The following is a 20,044-nucleotide window of genomic DNA, read 5'->3' as shown; positions in this document are numbered from 1 at the left end:
CTCTTTAGATTGTTAATTCAGATTCTTTATTATATAATGGACTTGTTGAACTATATCTAAGAGCAAAGGAGTTGATATTGTGGGCTGCTGTGGAGCAAAGGAACTAAAATCACACTTCCTGGATGAGGCCGTTGACCTTTCAAAAATGGATTCAGTCATAGCCAAGTACAAAGAGGTAAAGGGAAGTCTTATAACTATTCTTCAATATGCACAGGAAACCTATGGTTACCTCCCAATGTCAGTGCTGGAGTACATATCTGGAGAGACTGGTATATACAGCTCTCAAGTCTATGGGGTAGCTACCTTTTACACCCAGTTCAGGCTGAATCCTGTTGGAGAGAACCTGATAATGCTTTGTAAAGGTACGGCCTGTCATGTAAACGGTGCAGACAACATAGAGGAAGCTATTAATGAAGAACTTGGGATCAAGAACGGCGAAACTACAGATGATAATGTTTTTACACTTAATAATGTAGCCTGTCTTGGCTGCTGCAGTCTTTCTCCTGTAATGATGATAAACGGAGAAACATATGGAAGCTTGACTCCTCAGAAGACAAAGGATATTCTTAGGAGCCTGAGAAAAGCTACCTTGGCTCAAAGGGAGGGGAATTAAATGAAGGTTGTCGTCGGTCTTGGCAGCTGCGGGATAGCAGCTGGAGCCAGAAAAGTATACGATGTCCTGAATGGTGAGGTCAAAAACAACAGGCTCGATATCGATCTTGAGATTACTGGCTGCGTTGGGATGTGCCACCTCGAGCCAATAGTGGACATTTATGATGAGAATAATAATTTAGAAAGATACGTGAAGGTATCAGGTGATGATGTCCTTGGTCTTGTTCATAAGGCTTTGGCAAAGGAAGAGGAAGGTTCACACAAGATATCTGCTGTCGACGAGGAAGCACTTGGAAAACAAGTAAGAATTGCAATAGAAAATTGCGGGATAATAAATCCGGAAAGACTGGAAGAGTACATAGAAAGAGGGGGATACGAAGCCCTTAAGAAGTGTCTTACTGAAATGACTCAGGAGCAAGTGATTGAAGAAATGAAAGAATCAGGCCTCCGTGGAAGAGGTGGTGCGGGATTCCCGACCTGGTTCAAATGGAATGCAGCTTATAGGGAAAAATCAACGCCAAAGTTTATGGTCTGTAATGCGGATGAGGGAGATCCAGGCGCATTTATGGACAGGTCCATACTTGAAGGGGATCCACACAGACTTTTGGAGGGTATGGCTATAGGTGCTTATGCAATAGGTGCAGAGGAAGGCGTTATCTATGTAAGAGCAGAGTATCCCCTTGCAATCAAGAGGTTGGAAATTGCCATAAGACAGGCCAGAGAAGCAGGCTATCTTGGTAAAAAGATTTTTGGTTCTAATTTTAATTTTGATATCAGAATAAAAGCTGGTGCGGGAGCATTCGTATGCGGTGAGGAGACTGCCTTGATAGCATCACTTGAGGGCGAGAGAGGAATGCCAAGACTTAAGCCTCCGTTCCCGGCACAAAAAGGCTATTGGGGGCAACCTACAAACATTAATAACGTCGAGACATTTGCCAACGTTCCATGGATAATCAGGAAAGGCGGAGCAGCCTTTGCAGCTTATGGTACTGAAAGGTCAAAGGGAACCAAGGTTTTTGCTCTTACCGGAAAGATAAAGAAAGGTGGCCTTGTGGAGGTTCCAATGGGAATGCCAATCAAGGAAATCATATACGGTATTGGAGGCGGTATACTAAACGACAAGAAGTTTAAAGCGGTTCAGATGGGGGGACCTTCGGGTGGATGTATTCCTGCACATCTTGAGGATACTACCGTAGATTATGAATCACTTGGAAAGGTCGGGGCAATAATGGGCTCTGGCGGAATGGTAGTAATGGATGATTCAACCTGTATGGTTTCAATGGCAAGATTCTTCCTGGACTTTACACGTAAGGAATCCTGCGGCAAGTGCATACACTGCAGACTTGGAACCAAGAGGATGCTTGAGATACTTGAAAGAATAGTTGACGGGAAAGGAAGACCTGGCGATATTGAGCTGCTGGAGAGCCTGGCAGTCGAGGTCAAGGACGGTTCACTGTGTGGCCTTGGGCAGACGGCTCCAAATCCTGTCCTGAGTACGATCAGATATTTCAGGGATGAGTATGAAGCTCATATACATGACAAGAAATGTCCATCAAAATCCTGTAAGGCGCTCATCAGATATGACATTCTTGACAACTGTATAGGCTGTGGAATGTGTAAGAGAAGCTGCCCGGTTGGAGCCATAACTGGTGAGCCCAAACTGATCCACAAGATAGATCAGGACATATGTATCAAGTGCGGTAAATGCTATGAGGTTTGTAAATTTGATGCTATAGAAATAAGATAGAAAGGTGGGGGTGAATATGTCTGTTATAAATTTGAATATCAATGGAAAAGAAGTTAAGGGTAATGCAGGTCAGACGATTCTTGACATTGCCAGAGCAAACAAAATAGAAATCCCTACCATGTGCTTTGATGAAAGGGTAGAGATATACGGTTCCTGCGGACTGTGCGTCGTAGAGGTTGAGGGTATTCCTAAGCTGTTGAGGTCCTGTGCAACTGTTGCATCCGATGGGATGATAATAAATACAAACACAGACAGAGTTAAGAGCTCAAGGAAAACAGCGCTGGAGCTGCTTTTGTCAGATCACGTAGGAGACTGCAGACCGCCATGTGTTCTTGCATGTCCGGGATATACAGACTGTCAGGGATATGTAGGGCTTGCTGCAAACATGGAATACAGAGAAGGCTTAAAGCTCATAAAGGAGCAGCTGCCACTTCCTGCTTGTATAGGAAGGGTGTGCCCACATCCATGCGAGACTGCCTGCAGAAGACAGCTTGTGGAAGAACCGATATCGATTGCATATCTTAAATCCTTCCTTGCTGATATAGATCTCGCAAGTGACGACGTTTTTATGCCGGAGCTTGGCGAACCGACAGGAAAGAAGGTAGCTATAATAGGCGGTGGTCCAGGAGGACTTTCAGCGGCCTACTTCCTTAGAGTTGCAGGACATGAGGTTACAATTTATGAACAGATGCCTGAAATGGGCGGGATGCTCAGATATGGAATTCCTGAATACAGGCTTCCTGGGCACGTTATCGATCAGGAGATAGACATAATAAGGAAAATGAATGTTAGATTCGTCAATAATGTCAAAGTTGGTGAGCAACTGGATCTTTCCTACATAAGAAACAACTTTGATGCATGCTATATATCCATAGGGGCTTGGAAGAGCACCAGCCTGAGAGTAAAGGGCGAGGATCTTTCTGGAGTTATCGGCGGTATCGACTTCCTAAGAAAAGCAACGATCAATGAAAATATGATGATTGGTGAAAGAGTCGCTGTAGTAGGCGGCGGAAATACAGCTATGGATGCATGCAGAACTGCAGTAAGGCTTGGAGCAAAGGAGGTATATGTACTTTACAGAAGAACTGAGGAGGAAATGCCCGCTGAGCTTATTGAGATAAAAGAGGCCAAAGAGGAGGGCGTTATCTTCAAGTTCCTCGTCTCTCCTTTGGAAATAATTGAAGAAAACGGTAAAGCTGCAAGGATCAAGCTCCAGAAGATGGAGCTGGGTGAGGAGGATGCATCCGGCAGAAGAAAGCCAATCCCAATTGAAGGATCCTTTGAGTACCTGGACATAGACCTTGTCATTGGAGCGATTGGACAGGAATCAGTTCTGGATGGCTTTGAGATCCTTGAGAAAACAAAAAGAGGAACCATTGCGGTAGATGAGAACAGCTATCAAACAAATGTTGAGGGGATATTCGCCGGCGGCGATGTGATCAATGAGGGAGCCAATATAGCCATTAAGGCGATAGGCGATGCTAAGCGGGCTGTAGGGGTAATTAACTCTTACCTTGAGGGTCATGTTATTCCATACAGAAGACCTTATGTCGTAGAGAGGACACATCTCACAAGCGAGCATTACAAAGATAGATCAAAAGAATACAGATCTTCGATGCCTCATCTGTCAGCAGAAGAGAGAAAGAACAACTTTAATGAGGTGAATCTTGGCTTTACTCCAGAGCAGGCTGTGAAGGATGCCATGAGGTGTCTGGAGTGCGGTTGTGGAGACTTCTTTGAGTGCAAGCTGTACAACTATGCAAATGATTATGGTGTGCAGCCCGAAAGATTTGAAGGAGAGGTACATTACAGGGAGCAGGACGATGATCACCCATTCATAGTTAGAAATACAGACAAATGTATTCTTTGCGGACTTTGCGTGAGGGTATGTGACCAGGTGATGGATAATGGGGCCCTCGGGTTGGTTGACAGAGGCTTCGATACCATTGTAAAGCCGGCCTTAGACCTGAGACTGGCAGATACATCCTGCATATCCTGTGGACAGTGCGTCAGTGTTTGCCCTGTAGGTGCAATTCAGGAGAGACTGCAGATAGATAAATCGGTGCCTGTTGAAACTGAGAAGACTAAGACGATATGCTCCTTCTGTTCAGTTGGCTGTAATATCGACATAGAGACAAGTGGAGAAATGCTTTATAGAGCAGTTCCAGATAAAGAAAGCAAGGTAGATGAAGGCCTGCTGTGCGTCAAGGGAAGATTTGGATATAATCAAGGCAAGCAGAAGACGAGACTTTCCAAGCCTTTGGTCAGGATGGGCGACGAGCTCGTAGAAGGTACCTGGGATCAGGGAATGAGACTTGCTGCCAAGAAGCTTCAGTCTCTCAAACTCCAGTATGGTCCTGAATCGGTTGCAGTTGCAATATCCGACAAGCTTACCAATGAGGAGATATTCATTGCCAAGAAATTTGCTTCAGAATTTTTGGGAACTGAAAACATCACTTGCTTCAACAGAACCTATGGCGGGATAAAGGACGTACTTGGCTATGATGCATCGTCAAATACCTTTGAAGAGATCAAGCAGTCAGACTTCATTCTCGTTATGGGAGCTGATATGATGAAGGACCATACCATTGCTGCTCTTAAGGTCAAGCATGCAGTTGACAGAGGAGCAAGGATGGTAGTAATAAATAACAGCTATGACCAGATAAATGAATGGTCAAGCGCTGTGGATTGTCCGGATAATGACCTTACCTGCCTAAGGGGCATACTGAAGGTGATCATTGACAAAGGCTTTGAGCCCAAGAATGCAGAAGGCTTTGAAGAGCTGAAGGCATCACTTGAAGGATTACAGCCTAAGCCTGAGGCAATTGATATTGCAGAGCTATATCTTGAGGCCAAGAAGCCCGTCATAATATTTGATCAGAACTACCTTACTGCTGAAGCTGCAAAAATGCTTGCAAATATTGCTGTTATTTCAGGCCAGATTGGCAAGCCAAGAAGAGGTATCATCCAGCTTAAGCCAAAGAATAACAGCCAAGGCTTAGCGGATTTGGGAGTAGATAAGCCTTGGAAAGATGTAGTAGAGGGTATCAGGGCAAGGAAGATAAAAGGATTGATGTCCTTTGGCGAGGATATTCCTGTTGAATATTTAGATGGGCTTGAGTTCTTTGGAGTACAGGATCTTTATCTCACCCCATCTGGAGAGAAGGCCGATGTTGTAATACCTGCAGTAAGCTATGCCGAATCAAAAGGGACCTACACAAACAGTGAGAGAAGGATCCAGTGGACAAACACGGCAATCCCGCCGCTTACCGGCTACGCAAACTGGCAGGTGATAAACGAGATGATGTATATCCTCGGCAGAGTCAATAAGTACAAAAAGGTCGAGGAGCTTACAGAGGAAGTATCCAAGGCCGTGCCTGAATACAAGGATTTGTTCAAGTTAGATGGATCGACTTACTGGCCTATAGGAGGAACTGAGATCCTTTACACCAGGGGCTTCAACTTCCCGGATGGGAAAGCCAGACTTGCAGCAATCTCAGAAGGGAAGCTGTTTGATAAAAGGATTTCAACAGACTTTGTGGAGAAAGAGTTTGCTAAGGTATTGGAAGAAATATAAGATCGGAGGCAGGGAAACCTGCCTCTCAGAATGAAGACAAAGCTCAACAATCTTTATTGATTGCTGAGCTTTGTCTTCATTCTGATCAAAATGGGAGCGGAAGCTCCCATTTTGATCAAGAGTAATATTCAACTATCAATTGGTCCTGTATTTCAATCGGCACCTCTTCCCTTTCAGGAAATCTTAGAAAAGTTCCAGACATCCTGTCCTGGTTCTTGATGATATAAGGAAGGGAGCTGAGAAATGCATTTTCAAAATTTTCCTTGAAAAGCTCCACGGATTTTGACTTTTCCCTTAATTCCAAAGTATCACCAGGGGTACACAAATAAGAGGGTATATCTATCTTTTTTCCGTTAACAAGAACATGTCCATGAACGACCATCTGTCTTGCCTGTCTGATCGATGATGCGAAGCCGACCCTGTAAACAAGGTTATCAAGCCTTGATTCAAGAATCCTGATAAGAGCAGGCCCGGTCTGATCCTTGCTCTTTTTTGCATTTTCAACATATTTCGCAAATTGCTTTTCCATCACTCCGTAATATGCCCTCAGCCTCTGCTTTTCCAACAGTTGTTGGCCGTATTCAGACAACTTTTTGTCAGCTCGGGAAGTTCCCTTCCTTGCCCTGTCCATAGCCTTGGGATGTCCAACCACATTCAGACCAAGTCTCCTGCTCAGTTTAAATCTTGGACCCATCATTTTAGCCATTAATTATCAACTCCATAAAATATTTGCCGCGATAATTTTAGAGCCACAGTGATTATATCATATAATAGATCCCATGTAAATGATAAACGCTATCAATTAGGTAGAATGTTCAAGTGAAATGTCATAAATGAGTTTAATATGGTATATTGTATTTAAGGACAATTATAAAATATTTGGGAGTGATACGTGTGAAGGTATTCATCAGTGCAGATATTGAAGGTGTAACAGGGTGTACTACCTGGGATGAGACAGAGAAGGACAAAAGCTCTTATCAGGTCTACGCAAAACAGATGACAAGGGAGGTAGAGGCAGCTTGTGTCGGAGCCAATGAGGCTGGTGCCGAAGAGATAATCATCAAGGACGCTCATGACAGCGGTAGGAATATTGACCATTCTGTTCTCCCGCTAAACACTAAATTGGTTAGAAGCTGGGCTGGAGGCCTTTATTCAATGGTGCAGGAGCTGGACTCAACTTTCTCAGCCTTGATTTACATAGGTTACCATTCAGCGGCAGGAACTGACACAAACCCACTGTCCCATACAATGAACACAATGTTGGATAAAATCATTATAAATGGGAGAGTTGCAAGTGAGTTTCTCATTCATTCTTACATAGCAGCCTATCACAATGTTCCGGTTGTATTTTTGTCAGGTGATAAAGGACTTTGCAAAGAAGCAGAAGCAGTTGTTCCAGGAATAAAGACAGTAGCTGTAAAGGAAGGAAGAGGGAATTCGACAATAAATATACATCCGGAGCTTGCAGTCGACCTGATCAAAGAAGGAGTCAAGGAGGCACTTACAGGAGACCTTTCAAGGTATAAACTTCAATTACCTGAGGAATTCAATGTGTCGATCAAATACAAGAACCATAAGGATGCCTACGGCAAGTCACACTATCCTGGAGTAGAAAAAATAGATGAACACACTATCTGTTTCAATTCAAAGGATTATATCGAAGTATTGAGACTATTTAATTATGTAGTATAGGAGTATTGATAAAACTGATTTCACTTTCTAAGATGTGCAATCAGCAATGTTCTGGGAGCATTAAGAAAGTCAAAAATTTAACATTTGTACTTAAAATATATAGCAAATGGCTTGATTCATAGGGTTTCGTTACAAACATCCTGTCCGATATTTTGAACTCAAGTCATTGACACTACAATTTAGTAGTAGTACAATTAGTAGTAGTACAACAAAGTTGTAAACATCAATATGATACATGACATTTACCAATGCAAAAAGTGAGGACAGGCATGAACTACGAGAATTATTTGGAAAATCTTGAAAACAAGCTAAGAAACAGTTTTGACCTTTATAGAGACTATCCACTGGGGAATGAGATGTTTAACCTTTATGCCAGGTACTATATAAGAACTGAAAGATATATGCTTTCAAAGAAGGCTAAAATCTACGGACTTGAAAGCCATGAACATATTTTACTAAAGCATTTAGATTCATTGGACGAACATTCTATAAATGATTTTACTGATTGTATAGTAAATTTAATTGAGGAGGTTGTTGAACCACATCCAGAGCACATGTCAAGTATCGTTACTGGTGTAATGGTTGTTGAAAACTCGTTGAGCAATTTAGGTTCTGACTTAGTAAATTCAGTTCGTAAGTTCAATTACCATAAAGGATATTCATTCGGTCTGAGGGGATGGGTGGACGTCAGAATTCTGATAGTATCCCTGAAGGACGGAATTGTTATATCAAATAAGAAGGGAAGGGAGGTCGAAAAGTTATTCAAAATATAGTGACTTTCTATTTCCAAAATCATAGGGAGGGGATTTCATGAACGCACTTTGGTTAATCATTATTGGAATTTTAGTTTTTATTGCTGCTTATGCTACATACGGTTCGTGGCTCGCCAAGGAGTGGGGCATTGACCCAAGCAGAAAGACCCCTGCTCATGAGATAAATGACGGTGTTGACTATGTACCAGCTAAACCAGCAGTACTATTGGGACACCACTTCGCATCTATCGCAGGAGCAGGACCTATCAACGGACCAATCCAAGCAGCAATTTTTGGATGGGTACCTGTTCTCTTGTGGATCGTTATCGGGAGTATATTTTTCGGTGGAGTCCATGACTTTGGATCACTATTCGCATCTATAAGACATAAAGGCAAGTCTATCGGTGAAGTTATTAATACCAATATGGGACATAGAGGGATGCAGTTGTTCTCTGTGTTTGCATGGTTAACTCTCTTGTTGGTAGTTGCTGCTTTTACAAACATCGTTGCCAGTACATTTGTATCAGTACCTGCAGCTGCATCCACATCATTAATGTTTATTGCACTTGCTGTAGTGTTTGGATATGCAGTATACAGAAAAGGAATGAACCTGACTGTAGGAACAATTATAGGAGTAGTTTTACTATTCACAATGGTTTGGGTAGGGAATGTGTTCCCATTGTCACTAAGCCTTAACACATGGATTATTATTCTTATGGTCTACATTTTTATAGCATCTACAGTTCCTGTTTGGATTTTGCTACAACCAAGAGACTATTTGAACTCTTTCCTTTTGTATGCGATGATTGCTGGTGCTGTTGTCGGTATAGTAATTTTCAGACCTGAGATTCAACTTGCTCCTGTTACAGCTTTCAATGTAAATGGCCAGTGGATGTTCCCGATGCTGTTTGTCATTGTTGCTTGTGGTGCTATTTCCGGATTCCACTCACTTGTAGGATCAGGTACGACCTCCAAGCAGCTTGACAATGAAAAAGATGCAAAGATTATTGGTTACGGTGCTATGCTTATTGAAGGTGTACTTGCAATAATTGCCTTAATAACAGCAGCTTATGTAACTCAAGGTGAATTGGCAGAGCTTCTTAAGGGCGGACCAGTTAATGTATTCTCAAACGGAGTTGGAACATTTATGTCCAAGTTTGGAATACCATTTGGCATTGGTAAGTCTTTCGTAGCACTTGCAGTTTCAGCATTTGCATTGACCACACTGGATACAGCAACCAGACTTGCAAGATTCATATTCCAGGAATTCTTCGACAAACCTGATGCTGCTAAACAAAATCCATTGACCAACATGTATGTATCTACGGGTATCACAGTATTGATTGGTGGGTACCTTGCATCAGGCGGTTATGCAAGGATCTGGCCGATATTCGGATCTGCTAACCAACTTCTCGCTGGATTGTCACTATTGGCAGTCGCTGTATGGCTCAAGAAGACCGGCAAGAATTACCACATGATAACTGTACCAATGATTTTCATGATAGTTGTAACATTGACAGCATTGGTATTCTTAATCAGAACCAACTTCGTTGCTGGGAACTACATTCTGGTAATATTCCCGGTTGCTTTGTTCATACTAGCAATAATCCTTGCTATTGAGGGATACAATATCCTGTTTGGGAACAAAGCAGTAGAAACTAAAAAATAGTTAAATTATAAATTTTCCCAGAGGACCTACACCCGGTCTTCTGGGATTTTGTTTTGGAAGGATCAAAGCATGAGCAAAATCAATAGTAATTTTCTGATTTTATATTAAACTTGAAAATTGATATTGATTTTATTGTATAAGCTGTTATAATACTATTATATTTTGAATAAAAAAGCATTGAACTGGTAGAGTAGAGTAAGATTGGCTTCAAAGAGAGGGTACCGATGGTGAGAGATACCTAAGCATGATTGCCTGAAGTGCACCAGTGAGCATTAGGTTGAAATCGATAGTAGACCTATACGGGAGTTCCCGTTACAGAACTAAGGTATATAAGTACCTGAAGGAGATAGGATGTTTATCCTAAACAGAGTGGGACCGCGAAGATAGCCTTTGCCTCTGTATATGTATATATACGAGGCAGGGGTTTTTTGTTTTAAAAAGAAAGGATGATAATTTATGATCTACAAGAACATTGAAGCACTGATTGGGAGGACGCCAATTATCAATTTAGGCCACTTAGAAAAGGACCTTGCAGAAATATTCGTCAAGCTTGAAAGCTTTAATCCCGGAGGAAGTGTAAAGGACAGAGCTGCACTATTCATGCTTGAGGATGCTGAAAAAAAAGGATTGCTTTCTTCCGGGCATACAATAATAGAAGCAACCAGCGGCAATACAGGTATTTCTCTTGCGATGATAGGGGCCGCTAAAGGATATAAAGTTATCATAGTTATGCCGGAAACTATGAGTCTGGAAAGAAGACAAATAATACAAGCCTATGGAGCTGAACTGATACTAACACCTGGATCAAAAGGGATGAATGGTTCTGTTGAGAAGGCAAAGGAGCTGGTTGCAGAAAAAGGCTACTTCATGCCCAGTCAGTTTACAAATCCCTCTAATGTTGCTGCACACATGGAAACAACCGCTGAGGAAATATGGGAAGATTTCGGGGAGAGCTTGGATGCATTCGTTGCAGGTGTGGGTTCTGGAGGAACTATCACTGGAGTTTCAAGAGTTTTAAAGCTTAGAAATCCTAAATTGCTTATTGTAGCAGTTCAACCTGAAAAATCACCTCTACTTTCTGGAGGATCACCAGCAGGTCATGGGATACAGGGGATAGGGGCTAATTTCATCCCTGAGATTTTGTCCCTGGAGCTTGTCGACAGGATAATTGATATGAGCGAGGAGGAAGCCTTTCAGTGGGCAAGATACCTGGCAGTGAAAGCAGGCATATTGTCAGGAATCAGCTCTGGGGCGAACCTCGCTGCATCCATTAGGATGGCAAGAGAGCTTGGCAGGGATAAAAAAGTTCTCACAGTACTGCCTGACACAGGTGAAAGATATCTGTCCACCGATTTGTTTAAGGGGGTTGAATAATGCTCAAACAACTAATAGATGACAGCAAAAATATTCTCAAGAAGGATCCAGCAGCCAGGAGCCTGGTTCAGGTGTTTCTCCTTTACCCAGGGATAAAAGCGCTTATCTGGCATAGGATCGCTCACTATCTCTACAGTCATGGACACCATCTGGCAGCGGGATTTATTTCTCAGCATTCCAGAAGAATAACAGGTATTGAGATCCATCCTGGTGCTTTGATTGGCAGAAGACTTTTCATAGATCATGGAATGGGAGTAGTCATTGGAGAAACTGCTATTGTTGGTGATGACGTTACCCTATACCATGGAGTTACTCTCGGTGGTGTTGGAGGCAGCCGTGGCACCAAAAGACATCCTACAGTGGGAAATGGTGTTGAAATTGGATCAGGAGCCAAGATACTAGGCCCGGTCTCAATTGGTTCAGCTGCCAGGATTGGTGCAAATTCAGTAGTTTTGACTGACATTCCTGCTGGTGCTACTGCCGTAGGTTCACCTGCCAGAATAGTTGACAAGAAGGAAAAGCATTACGTCTATGCCATATAGTAAGGAGGACCTCCACACGGAGGTCCTTACTATATGGTCAAAATCTTATAGGAGTTCTATGAAGTCTTTAAGGCTGAGTATCTTTTTATTATTTCTTCCCACTGTAGTATTTGAACTTATCAGTGAGTTTAGAACTGCCTCTTCAGTTGCTTCGACAGTAGCTTTAAATACCATATCCAGGAGATCTTCGTGGATAACTTTTTGATCAATAAATGCTCTCTCCTCGTAGTGCATAACTCTGTTTGCTGTGGTGAATCCTATTGCTACTTCCCCAGACCCATTTCCAGTATACCCACCTGTTCTTGCAATTCCTGATTGAGTTCTCTTCAGGAGTCTTTTAAGCTGAAGTGAGCTTAGTGGGATGTCAGTAGCAACGATAACCATGATTGAGCCCTTATCCTTACCGGAGCCTTTCTGAGACAGCTCCTCTTTTATTTTCTCTCCGATTGGGTTCCCTCTGATCATAAGGTCCTCCATGGAGCCAAAGTTTGAGAGCACAAGTATTCCAACAGTGTACTCTGAATTTCCCAGCTGAACAATTCTTGAAGAAGAACCAATTCCACCCTTAAGGTCATAGCAGACCATTCCGGTTCCGGCACCCACATTTCCTTGTTGGAAGATGATATCTGCTGAGCTTATTGCCTCCAGAACATGGCTCTCAGTAAGCGCTGGTGTTCTTATCTCATTTAGAACTCCATCGTTGCATTCCCCAATTATTGGATTGACCGTTCCTGTGGTATCACCAATATCACTGTTTTCTTCAAGCATATAGCCTACTACAGCTTTATGAGCTGTTCCAACACTGAGTGTGTTGGTAAGTATTATTGGAGTTTCTATTGTACCCAACTCATCGATTTGAACCAGGCCTTGTGATTTTCCGAAGCCATTGATCACATGGCTCGCTGCAACAAGCTTTTCTCTGAAGACATTTCCCTCATGGGGTATTATGGCTGTAACTCCGGTCTTGGTACTGCCTGAATCCAATGTGACATGACCCACCTTGACTCCGGCCACATCTGTTATCAAATTATTCTTCCCGGTTGGAAGATGACCCAGATTGATTCCGTATTCTCTTAATTTTTTATTCATACGTTCCTCCTGATGATTCGTAATCAGTTCCCTTTTCTAAAACTATCTTAATCATATAGCTGAAAACAAGTCATTACAATACAAATTCCTAAAAGTATTGAAAAAATACAAAATTCAATTAATACTGTATGAAAAATGAATTATGCTATATAATGTTGTTAAGTAGCAAAAAAGGAGGTATACCCAATGAACTGTGAATATAAGCTTTATGACCCCTCCTGGTGTCCAGGCTGTGGTAATTACATGATACGAACTGCTTTAAAAATGGCGTTGGAGGAGCTTGAGATACCTCCTCAGAGAGTGGCTATCTTTACAGGGATAGGACAAGCTGCAAAAATGCCCCATTATATTGACACTAATGGATTCAATGGGTTGCATGGCAGAGCGCTTCCACCGGGGATAGGTGCCAAGCTATCCAATAAGGATCTTACAGTTATTGTCGAATCAGGCGATGGTGACACCTATGGTGAAGGTGGCAATCATTTCATACATACTATTCGAAGGAATATAGATATTGCCCACTTCGTACATGACAATCAAATTTACGGACTTACAAAAGGACAAGGATCTCCCACTACAGCAATGGGTCAGGTAACGACATTACAGTTCGAGGGAGTAAAGATTGAGCCGGTTAAGCCATTAGCTCTATCCCTTACAATGGGAGCAGGTTTTGTAGCGAGGGGTTTTTCCGGTGATATTCCCCAGTTGGTAAGTCTTATGAAGGAAGCCATTAAGTATAGAGGATATGCACATTTGGATATCTTCCAGCCATGTGTCGTATGGAACAAGGTCAATACATTCCAGTGGTATAAAGACAGAGTTTATAAGCTTGGAGAAGACCATGACTACACAGACTTTGAGGCTGCATTTAAGAAGGCTTTGGAGTTTGAAGACAGGATTCCTACAGGTATACTGTACAAAGTTGAAAGGGAGACTTATGAGGACAGATTCTCCTTTATTAAGAATGGACCGGCTTTGGTTGATTCCAGGCTCGACCCTATTGATGCTGAAAAGCTGATGGCAGATTTTGTTTAGGAGGGGGATAGAGATGGACTATACTATTTTGGTTGGTGGAGCGGCAGGGCAAGGAATCGAAACGGTCGTTCTATTACTTGAAAAAACTATTAAAAGAAGTGGTTACGAGGTATTCACATATAAGAATTACATGTCTATGGTAAGGGGCGGCCACAATTTTATGCAGGTCAGGTTTTCTGACGAGCCCGTCTACACCTACTCGTCAAAGCTGGATATGATATTTGCACTTACTGAAGAAACAATTGATTATCATGGAGACAGACTCAAGGAGAACGGTGTAATCATAGCGGATGATGAGATTTTTCCAGACATGGACATTTGCCATCTTCCACTTGCGAAGGCATCCAGAGACTCCGGGAACCAGAAGACATTTCCAACTGTAGGCTTCGGGGCAATAGTAAAGATATTTGGTATGGATATCGGGATCGCAGAGCAAGTTGTAAAAGAAAACTTCAGCGGTAAGATACTGGAGGTCAATCTTAATGCCTTGAAGTGGGGATATTCCCTGGTTGATGAAAGACAAAAGCTTCCAGGGAAAAAAGATGAGCGAATAATAATAAACGGGAATCAGGCACTGGCCCTTGGTGCCATTGCTGCAGGCGTTAAGTTCTATTGCGGTTACCCAATGACACCATCCACAAGCGTCATGAGCTACATATCTTCAAAGGCATCAGAGATGGGAATAGTCGTGGATCAGATAGAGGATGAGGTTGGAGCGCTCAACATGGCTTTGGGAGCCGCCTATGCTGGTGTTAGAGCTATGACAGGTTCATCGGGAGGCGGTTTTGCTTTAATGTGCGAGGCCATGAGTCTGGCAGGTATTCTGGAGACTCCGGTGGTCATAGTAAACGCCCAAAGGCCAGGTCCTGCAACCGGGCTTTCCACAAGGACAGAACAAGGGGACCTTAGATTCGTAATACATGCAGGTCATGGTGAATTCCCTAAGATGGTCATAGCACTCAGAAATCCTGAGGATGCGTTCTACCAGACAGCAAGGGCATTTAACATTGCAGAAAAATACCAGATCCCGGTCGTGCTTATGACCGAAGAATATCTGACTGACTATATGATAACCACTGAACCCTTCGATTTTAACAAAGTGACGATAGAAAGGCATATTACAGATCCCGCCGACCTTCCTGAAGGAAGGTATAAGAGGTATATGTACACAGATTCAGGTGTATCACCAAGGCTTATCCCAGGAAGAAGTGGTGATAAAACGGTCCTTGTTGACAGCCATGAACACAATGAATTCGGGAACATAGATGAGTCTGTTGAAACCAGAGTTAATATGATGAAGAAACGAATGAGAAAGCTGGAGTCCATTAAGGAAGACCTTCAGGAACCGTGCTACTTTGGAGTTGAACACCCTGAGGAGTTGATGGTAGCATTTGGAGCAACCTGGGGTGCATTGAAGGAGGCAGTTGAAGAACTTAATCGGTCAGGCGAGAAAGCAGGAGCATTGGTTTACGGAGATATATGGCCGTTCCCCACAAAGCTGCTTAATAGCTTCGGTAAGAAGGCAGGAAACATAATTACTGTCGAGCAAAATTTCACAGGTCAGCTGGAAAGCCTTATTAAGGAGCATACAGACCTGAGGATATCGGGTAACATAAGAAAATATGACGGAAGAGCGATCAATGGCGAAGAGATCGTTCAGAGCTACTATAATCTGAAAGCTAAGAAATTATAAAACGAGGTGTAGAGATGGAAGAAAACTATTCCAGTCCAAGGTATGAAAAGATAGCCCTTGACATTGCGAATGCGATCTATAAAGGGACTTACGAAGAGGGAGAAAAACTTTATGGCAGATCTACTCTTGCAGGTACATACAATGTATCGCCGGAAACTATTAGACGTGCTGTTAAGATACTGGAGGATGTTGGAGTCGTTGAATCCTCCAAGGGAAGTGGTATTACGGTCCTTTCTAAAGAAAAGGCCTTCAAGTATATCAACAGATTCAAAAATATCGAAAGTGTTACCTCATACAGAATTAAACTGACTGAGCAAATAGAGAAACGACAAAAGCTCGAGGAGGAGATCCTTGGGACTATTGACAGGATAATCGAGAGAAGCAGTATCCTGAGTCATACTACAGCACTGACTCCATTTGAGCTCGAGATATCGAAGGAGTGCAGGATGATAGGAAAATCTATCGGAGAGGTCAACTTCTGGCAAAATACAGGAGCTACAATCGTCGGAATAAGGAGAAACAACGAGACGATACTTTCTCCTGGTCCTTATGCCACCATGGAAGAAGGGGATATTCTTTTAATCATTGGGGAAGAAGAGATTGTCGAGGCAGTTAAAATATTTCTTGAAGAGGAATGATTATTGATTAACAAGGGTAAACTATTTGTGAAGGCAATGAGATAAAATCAGGGGGTGCATTATGGATAGGATACTTGTACCAGTGGACGGCTCGGAGAATTCGATGAAGGCAGTAGAAAAAGCAGTTGAGATAGGATCATTGAAGAAAAGTCACATAACTATTTTGACAGTAGTCAATAGTAAGAGAGACAACCCGTATATTATTGAACAGGATTATTCTACTGATATCAGTCAAAAGAATATCGAAAATGGAAAGAGAGTACTTAACAATGCCCTTGAGCTATGTGCAGGCTATGCTGGAGAAATTGATACACTATTAAGAAATGGTGATATTGCTGAAGTTGTAATAGATACTGCAGAGGAGCTTGATATAGACCTTATCGTTATGGGGCGCAGGGGGATGAGCATTTCAGCGAGATCCTTGCTGGGGAGCATCTCAAATAAGGTGCTCAATTATGCAAACAGATCAGTCCTGGTAGTAAAATAGGCGCTCTTCATGGGAGGCCACTGAAAAAGTTCATAAGATGAAAGAATACAAGTCATGGGAAAAACAAATTTCCTATGACTTGCTTTTGTGTAGAAGGGCTTGAAGTGTCGATTTTACAAGTATTTCAAGCACGTTTGTGATATAATTATGGTATCAAATCAAGTGGGTTATACTATGATTCAGCAACAGCAAACTATGATTTTAAGTCCATATAGCGGCATTTATGATTTGATTGTTCTAAAAGACAATCTTTTAAGAAAAATAAATGATTTAATAGACTTTTCCTTTATATACAACGAATTAATTGATAAATATTGTCTTGATAATGGACGTAATGCAATTGATCTTATCAGAATGTTTAAATACTTACTGTTAAAATCAATTTTTGACTTATCCGACGCTGATGTTGTTGAGCGTTCAAAGTATAATATGTCGTTTAAATATTTTCTAAATATGGCACCTGAAGATGACGTCATTGAATCCAGCTCTTTGACTAAATTTCGAAAACTACGTTTAAAAGATATGAATCTTTTAGATATGCTTGTAAATAAAACGGTTGAAATTGCTATAGATAAAGGCATCATTAAAGGCAAAAATATTATCGTTGATGCGACTCACACTAAAGCTGTGTATAATCAGAAATCCCCAAAAGAAAGTCTGATGGATATATCTAAAAAGCTTAGGAAATCAGTCTATGAAATTGATGAAAATATGAAGAATAAATTTCCATCTAAAATTACGATGTAAATAGAGTATAAAACGAAAAAGTGCATACCTAATTTTAACAAAAAGATGTCCTAAGATTTAAACTCCAGATCTTAGGGCATCTTTTTATTGCATTATTGTGAGACTGTCGAAAAATCGTAGGTTTTTCAGTGGCCTCCTTCATGGAGCGCCATTTTTTTATTTGATATAGCTGTCAAAGTAACCCTGAATATATATGATAGGGGTTCCCTTATCTCCGCTTCCGGATGTAAGGTCCGCAAGTGAGCCTATTAGGTCTGTTAGCCTTCTGGGTGTGGTCCCCTGAGATACCATATTTCCGACGAGAGACTCATCTTTATTTCTGATATATTCAGAGATAGCTCGTTTGAGCTCCTCTCCCTTCAGATGGTTGAATTGATTGTCAGCGAGATATTTAAGCTTGATCTCTGATGGTGTACCTTCAAGACCCTTGGTATATGCCGGTGATACAACGGGATCTGCCAGTTCCCAGATCTTTCCTACCGGGTCCTTGAAAGCACCGTCGCCATAAACCATCACTTCGACGATCTTTCCTGTTTTATCATGGATTTCCTTTTGAATTCTTTCAACTATTGGTTGACTGTTTCTGGGGAACAGCTTTATCTTGTCCTCAGAAGACTTGTTTGAGCCCAACAACCCGTATTCCTGATTAAAACCGCTTCCATTCATAGGAACCGACAGGATATCATCCAGACCGAATATCTTTTGACCCCCATACTTCTTAAGTAGTGATTTTGTTCTGGCCCTGGTATGGATATCGCAGGCAATGACATTCTTTGTAAATTCCAGTATAGTAAGTGGGTTGTTTGAGAATATTATCTCGAAATCAATACCACATTCCTTCATGATCGACTTATAGTATTCAATATAGTCCACACCAGTGAAAGGGTGTGTGTTAAAGCCGAAATACCCTCTGAACTTCTCTTCAGTCAGGACATCAGTCCATGGATTAATGCCCTTGATGTCAAGTACATCCATGTCTACTAAGTGATTTCCTACCTCGTCTGACGGATAACTTAGCATAAGTACTATTTTCCTGGCACCCATAGCAAGGCCTCGAAGGATTATGCTGAATCTGTTTCTGCTCAAGATGGGGAAAATCACTCCGAAGGTTTCTTCGCCAAATTTTGATCTGACATCCTTGGCAATATCCTCTGTTGTCGCATAATTTCCTTGAGCCCTTGCAACTACAGATTCTGTTACACAGACGATATCTCTGTCCTGGACCCTGAACTCTCCTTGAGCCTCTGCCTGCAATACTGTTTCAACTACAATAGATGCAATATCGTCTCCCTCTTTTATAATAGGTGCTCTCAAACCTCTTGAGACAGTGCCAACGATTCTTTCCACTTTCATCTCTCCTTTATAATAACCTTTGATTAAAGTATATAATATGTTATTATATAAGTAAAATAGATATTAAATATAGTTGGTATAAGGAGAGGTTATATGCTGGGAAAGCTTGAGGGATATAGAATATTCAATCAAGTGGCAGTGCTTGGAAGCTTTACAAAGGCTGCAAATACGCTTTTTATGAGTCAGCCGGCTGTTAGCCAGTCTATAGCTGCTCTTGAATCTGAGCTTGGAGTGCGACTGTTTACAAGGACAAGAAAGGGCGTTGTATTAACTGAGGAGGGCAAGCTGCTGTTTCAACATGTAAACCCTGGTATAAACCTGATAATAAATGGTGAAAAAAGAGTACAGGATAGCAAAAATCTTATGGAGGGGCATCTGAAGCTTGGGGTTGGAGATACAATTTCAAGATACTTCCTGCTTCCGCATTTAGAGAGCTTCAATAAGAGCTTTCCTTCCATAAAAATGAAAATAATAAACAGGACTACATCTGAGCTTGGTGAGCTGGTAAAGTCTGGCGATATAGACCTTGCAGTCATTAATCTTCCTCTGGAGGATAATTCATTGGAAATCGAGCCGATACAAAAGGTAAAGGACATATTTGTAGCAGGGAACAGATATTCAGCTCTTAAGGAAAGAAAGTTAAGTCTTTCAGAAGTTTCATCACTCCCATTGATAATGCTTGACTCCTCGTCCAGATCAAGGCAATACGTCGAGGATTTTTTCAGATCAAAGGGTGTAGACATTAATCCAGAAATAGAATTAGGATCCCACGATCTCTTGCTGCAATTTGCCAGAATCGGGTTGGGGGTGTCATGTGTGGTCAGGGAGTATTCGGAGGAGTTTCTTAAGTCTGAGGGGCTATTTCAACTTGAGCTCATTGAAAATATTCCTGAAAGAAGCATCGGTGTGTGCAGACTGCGAAGTGTAGAGCCTTCGCCTGCAGCAAGAAAATTCATTGAGATAATTCTATCGACATCTAAAATGTGATAATGATGGAACAAATGGGTATACCATTACAAATAGGATGAATTATTCTG

The 20,044-nt window shown here is 41.8% G+C and carries 16 protein-coding genes, 1 pseudogene and 1 other annotated feature; of the genes and pseudogenes, 14 read left to right on the top strand and 3 right to left on the bottom strand.

All coding sequences use genetic code 11. The features are described 5' to 3' along the window. The first annotated feature begins 79 nt into the window (after window positions 1-79). The 3 genes from nuoE to EC328_RS07300 are packed head-to-tail and all read left to right on the top strand — an operon-like array spanning window position 80 to window position 5,936. The gene (gene nuoE / locus EC328_RS07310; protein WP_206363830.1) at window positions 80-613 is read left to right on the top strand and encodes an NADH-quinone oxidoreductase subunit NuoE; all 534 of its coding nucleotides are present in this window, start codon (window positions 80-82) and stop codon (window positions 611-613) included. Next, the gene (nuoF, locus tag EC328_RS07305; RefSeq protein WP_128426163.1) at window positions 614-2,359 is read left to right on the top strand and encodes an NADH-quinone oxidoreductase subunit NuoF; all 1,746 of its coding nucleotides are present in this window, start codon (window positions 614-616) and stop codon (window positions 2,357-2,359) included. A gap of 16 nt (window positions 2,360-2,375) precedes the next feature. Beyond that, entirely contained in the window at window positions 2,376-5,936 is a 3,561-nt protein-coding gene (locus EC328_RS07300) for a molybdopterin-dependent oxidoreductase (protein ID WP_128426162.1), read from the top strand. A 115-nt stretch (window positions 5,937-6,051) separates the two neighbouring features. Here the strand turns inward: EC328_RS07300 and rpsD are convergent, their stop codons facing one another. Continuing rightward, window positions 6,052-6,642: a 30S ribosomal protein S4 gene (rpsD, locus tag EC328_RS07295; protein ID WP_128426161.1), complete on the bottom strand. Its 591-nt coding sequence runs from the start codon at window positions 6,640-6,642 to the stop codon at window positions 6,052-6,054. A 188-nt stretch (window positions 6,643-6,830) separates the two neighbouring features. On the opposite strand from rpsD, the gene EC328_RS07290 reads away from it, so the two are divergent. The 5 genes from EC328_RS07290 (at window position 6,831) to epsC (ending at window position 11,965) form a co-directional block, all read left to right on the top strand. After that, window positions 6,831-7,628 (top strand): M55 family metallopeptidase, encoded by a 798-nt coding sequence (locus tag EC328_RS07290; protein WP_128426160.1) that lies wholly within the window; start codon window positions 6,831-6,833, stop codon window positions 7,626-7,628. 269 nt (window positions 7,629-7,897) lie between these two features. Then, window positions 7,898-8,401 carry a DUF8052 family protein gene (locus EC328_RS07285; protein WP_128426159.1) on the top strand — a complete coding sequence of 168 codons (504 nt, stop codon included), beginning with the start codon at window positions 7,898-7,900 and terminating at the stop codon, window positions 8,399-8,401. 37 nt (window positions 8,402-8,438) lie between these two features. Next, a complete protein-coding gene (locus EC328_RS07280) occupies window positions 8,439-10,049 on the top strand; it encodes a carbon starvation CstA family protein (RefSeq protein ID WP_128426158.1) in 1,611 nt (536 codons plus the stop codon). Between the two features lie 168 nt (window positions 10,050-10,217). Next, window positions 10,218-10,450: a binding site (T-box leader), on the top strand. 55 nt (window positions 10,451-10,505) lie between these two features. Then, the gene (gene cysK / locus EC328_RS07275) at window positions 10,506-11,423 is read left to right on the top strand and encodes a cysteine synthase A (protein WP_128426157.1); all 918 of its coding nucleotides are present in this window, start codon (window positions 10,506-10,508) and stop codon (window positions 11,421-11,423) included. Beyond that, complete coding sequence (gene epsC, locus EC328_RS07270; RefSeq protein WP_128426156.1) at window positions 11,423-11,965, top strand: serine O-acetyltransferase EpsC; 543 nt, start codon at window positions 11,423-11,425, stop codon at window positions 11,963-11,965. Before cysK ends, epsC begins: the two co-directional genes overlap by 1 nt. A 45-nt stretch (window positions 11,966-12,010) precedes the next feature. Here the strand turns inward: epsC and EC328_RS07265 are convergent, their stop codons facing one another. Continuing rightward, window positions 12,011-13,054, bottom strand: a complete 1,044-nt coding sequence (locus EC328_RS07265) for a DmpA family aminopeptidase (protein WP_128426155.1) — start codon at window positions 13,052-13,054, stop codon at window positions 12,011-12,013. Between the two features lie 186 nt (window positions 13,055-13,240). On the opposite strand from EC328_RS07265, the gene EC328_RS07260 reads away from it, so the two are divergent. From EC328_RS07260 to EC328_RS07240, 5 genes and pseudogenes are all read left to right on the top strand, one after another. Next, window positions 13,241-14,089, top strand: coding sequence for a 2-oxoacid:ferredoxin oxidoreductase subunit beta (locus tag EC328_RS07260; protein ID WP_128426154.1), 849 nt, complete (start codon window positions 13,241-13,243; stop codon window positions 14,087-14,089). Window positions 14,090-14,102: 13 nt separating this feature from the next. Then, on the top strand, window positions 14,103-15,782 hold the full coding sequence (locus tag EC328_RS07255; RefSeq protein WP_128426153.1) for a 2-oxoacid:acceptor oxidoreductase subunit alpha: 1,680 nt from the start codon (window positions 14,103-14,105) through the stop codon (window positions 15,780-15,782). 14 nt (window positions 15,783-15,796) lie between these two features. After that, window positions 15,797-16,420: a GntR family transcriptional regulator gene (locus tag EC328_RS07250; protein WP_128426152.1), complete on the top strand. Its 624-nt coding sequence runs from the start codon at window positions 15,797-15,799 to the stop codon at window positions 16,418-16,420. 61 nt (window positions 16,421-16,481) lie between these two features. Further along, window positions 16,482-16,907, top strand: coding sequence for a universal stress protein (locus EC328_RS07245; RefSeq protein WP_128426151.1), 426 nt, complete (start codon window positions 16,482-16,484; stop codon window positions 16,905-16,907). Between the two features lie 174 nt (window positions 16,908-17,081). After that, window positions 17,082-17,642: pseudogene (locus EC328_RS07240) on the top strand (transposase); the annotation flags it as partial. 168 nt (window positions 17,643-17,810) lie between these two features. On the opposite strand, the gene EC328_RS07235 reads toward EC328_RS07240, so the two are convergent. Further along, window positions 17,811-19,001: a coenzyme F420-0:L-glutamate ligase gene (locus EC328_RS07235; protein WP_128426150.1), complete on the bottom strand. Its 1,191-nt coding sequence runs from the start codon at window positions 18,999-19,001 to the stop codon at window positions 17,811-17,813. Window positions 19,002-19,100: 99 nt separating this feature from the next. Here EC328_RS07235 and EC328_RS07230 point away from each other — a divergent pair, with 99 nt between their 5' ends. Then, the gene (locus tag EC328_RS07230) at window positions 19,101-19,994 is read left to right on the top strand and encodes a LysR family transcriptional regulator (protein ID WP_128426149.1); all 894 of its coding nucleotides are present in this window, start codon (window positions 19,101-19,103) and stop codon (window positions 19,992-19,994) included. Window positions 19,995-20,044: the final 50 nt, after the last annotated feature.

It is taken from the genome of Gudongella oleilytica, assembly GCF_004101785.1.
GTDB lineage: Bacteria > Bacillota > Clostridia > Tissierellales > Tissierellaceae > Gudongella > Gudongella oleilytica.
This window is presented reverse-complemented; position numbering and strand designations above follow the sequence as displayed.

What these genes read in the sequence shown, in the direction of transcription:
- nuoF (WP_128426163.1), top strand. Translation starts at nt 614, where the DNA reads ATGAAGGTTGTCGTCGGTCTTGGCAGCTGCGGGATAGCAGCTGGAGCC.
- rpsD (WP_128426161.1), bottom strand. Translation starts at nt 6,642, where the DNA reads ATGGCTAAAATGATGGGTCCAAGATTTAAACTGAGCAGGAGACTTGGT.
- EC328_RS07255 (WP_128426153.1), top strand. Translation starts at nt 14,103, where the DNA reads ATGGACTATACTATTTTGGTTGGTGGAGCGGCAGGGCAAGGAATCGAA.
- EC328_RS07250 (WP_128426152.1), top strand. Translation starts at nt 15,797, where the DNA reads ATGGAAGAAAACTATTCCAGTCCAAGGTATGAAAAGATAGCCCTTGAC.
- EC328_RS07245 (WP_128426151.1), top strand. Translation starts at nt 16,482, where the DNA reads ATGGATAGGATACTTGTACCAGTGGACGGCTCGGAGAATTCGATGAAG.
- EC328_RS07265 (WP_128426155.1), bottom strand. Translation starts at nt 13,054, where the DNA reads ATGAATAAAAAATTAAGAGAATACGGAATCAATCTGGGTCATCTTCCA.
- EC328_RS07260 (WP_128426154.1), top strand. Translation starts at nt 13,241, where the DNA reads ATGAACTGTGAATATAAGCTTTATGACCCCTCCTGGTGTCCAGGCTGT.
- EC328_RS07285 (WP_128426159.1), top strand. Translation starts at nt 7,898, where the DNA reads ATGAACTACGAGAATTATTTGGAAAATCTTGAAAACAAGCTAAGAAAC.
- EC328_RS07230 (WP_128426149.1), top strand. Translation starts at nt 19,101, where the DNA reads ATGCTGGGAAAGCTTGAGGGATATAGAATATTCAATCAAGTGGCAGTG.
- EC328_RS07280 (WP_128426158.1), top strand. Translation starts at nt 8,439, where the DNA reads ATGAACGCACTTTGGTTAATCATTATTGGAATTTTAGTTTTTATTGCT.
- cysK (WP_128426157.1), top strand. Translation starts at nt 10,506, where the DNA reads ATGATCTACAAGAACATTGAAGCACTGATTGGGAGGACGCCAATTATC.
- epsC (WP_128426156.1), top strand. Translation starts at nt 11,423, where the DNA reads ATGCTCAAACAACTAATAGATGACAGCAAAAATATTCTCAAGAAGGAT.
- EC328_RS07300 (WP_128426162.1), top strand. Translation starts at nt 2,376, where the DNA reads ATGTCTGTTATAAATTTGAATATCAATGGAAAAGAAGTTAAGGGTAAT.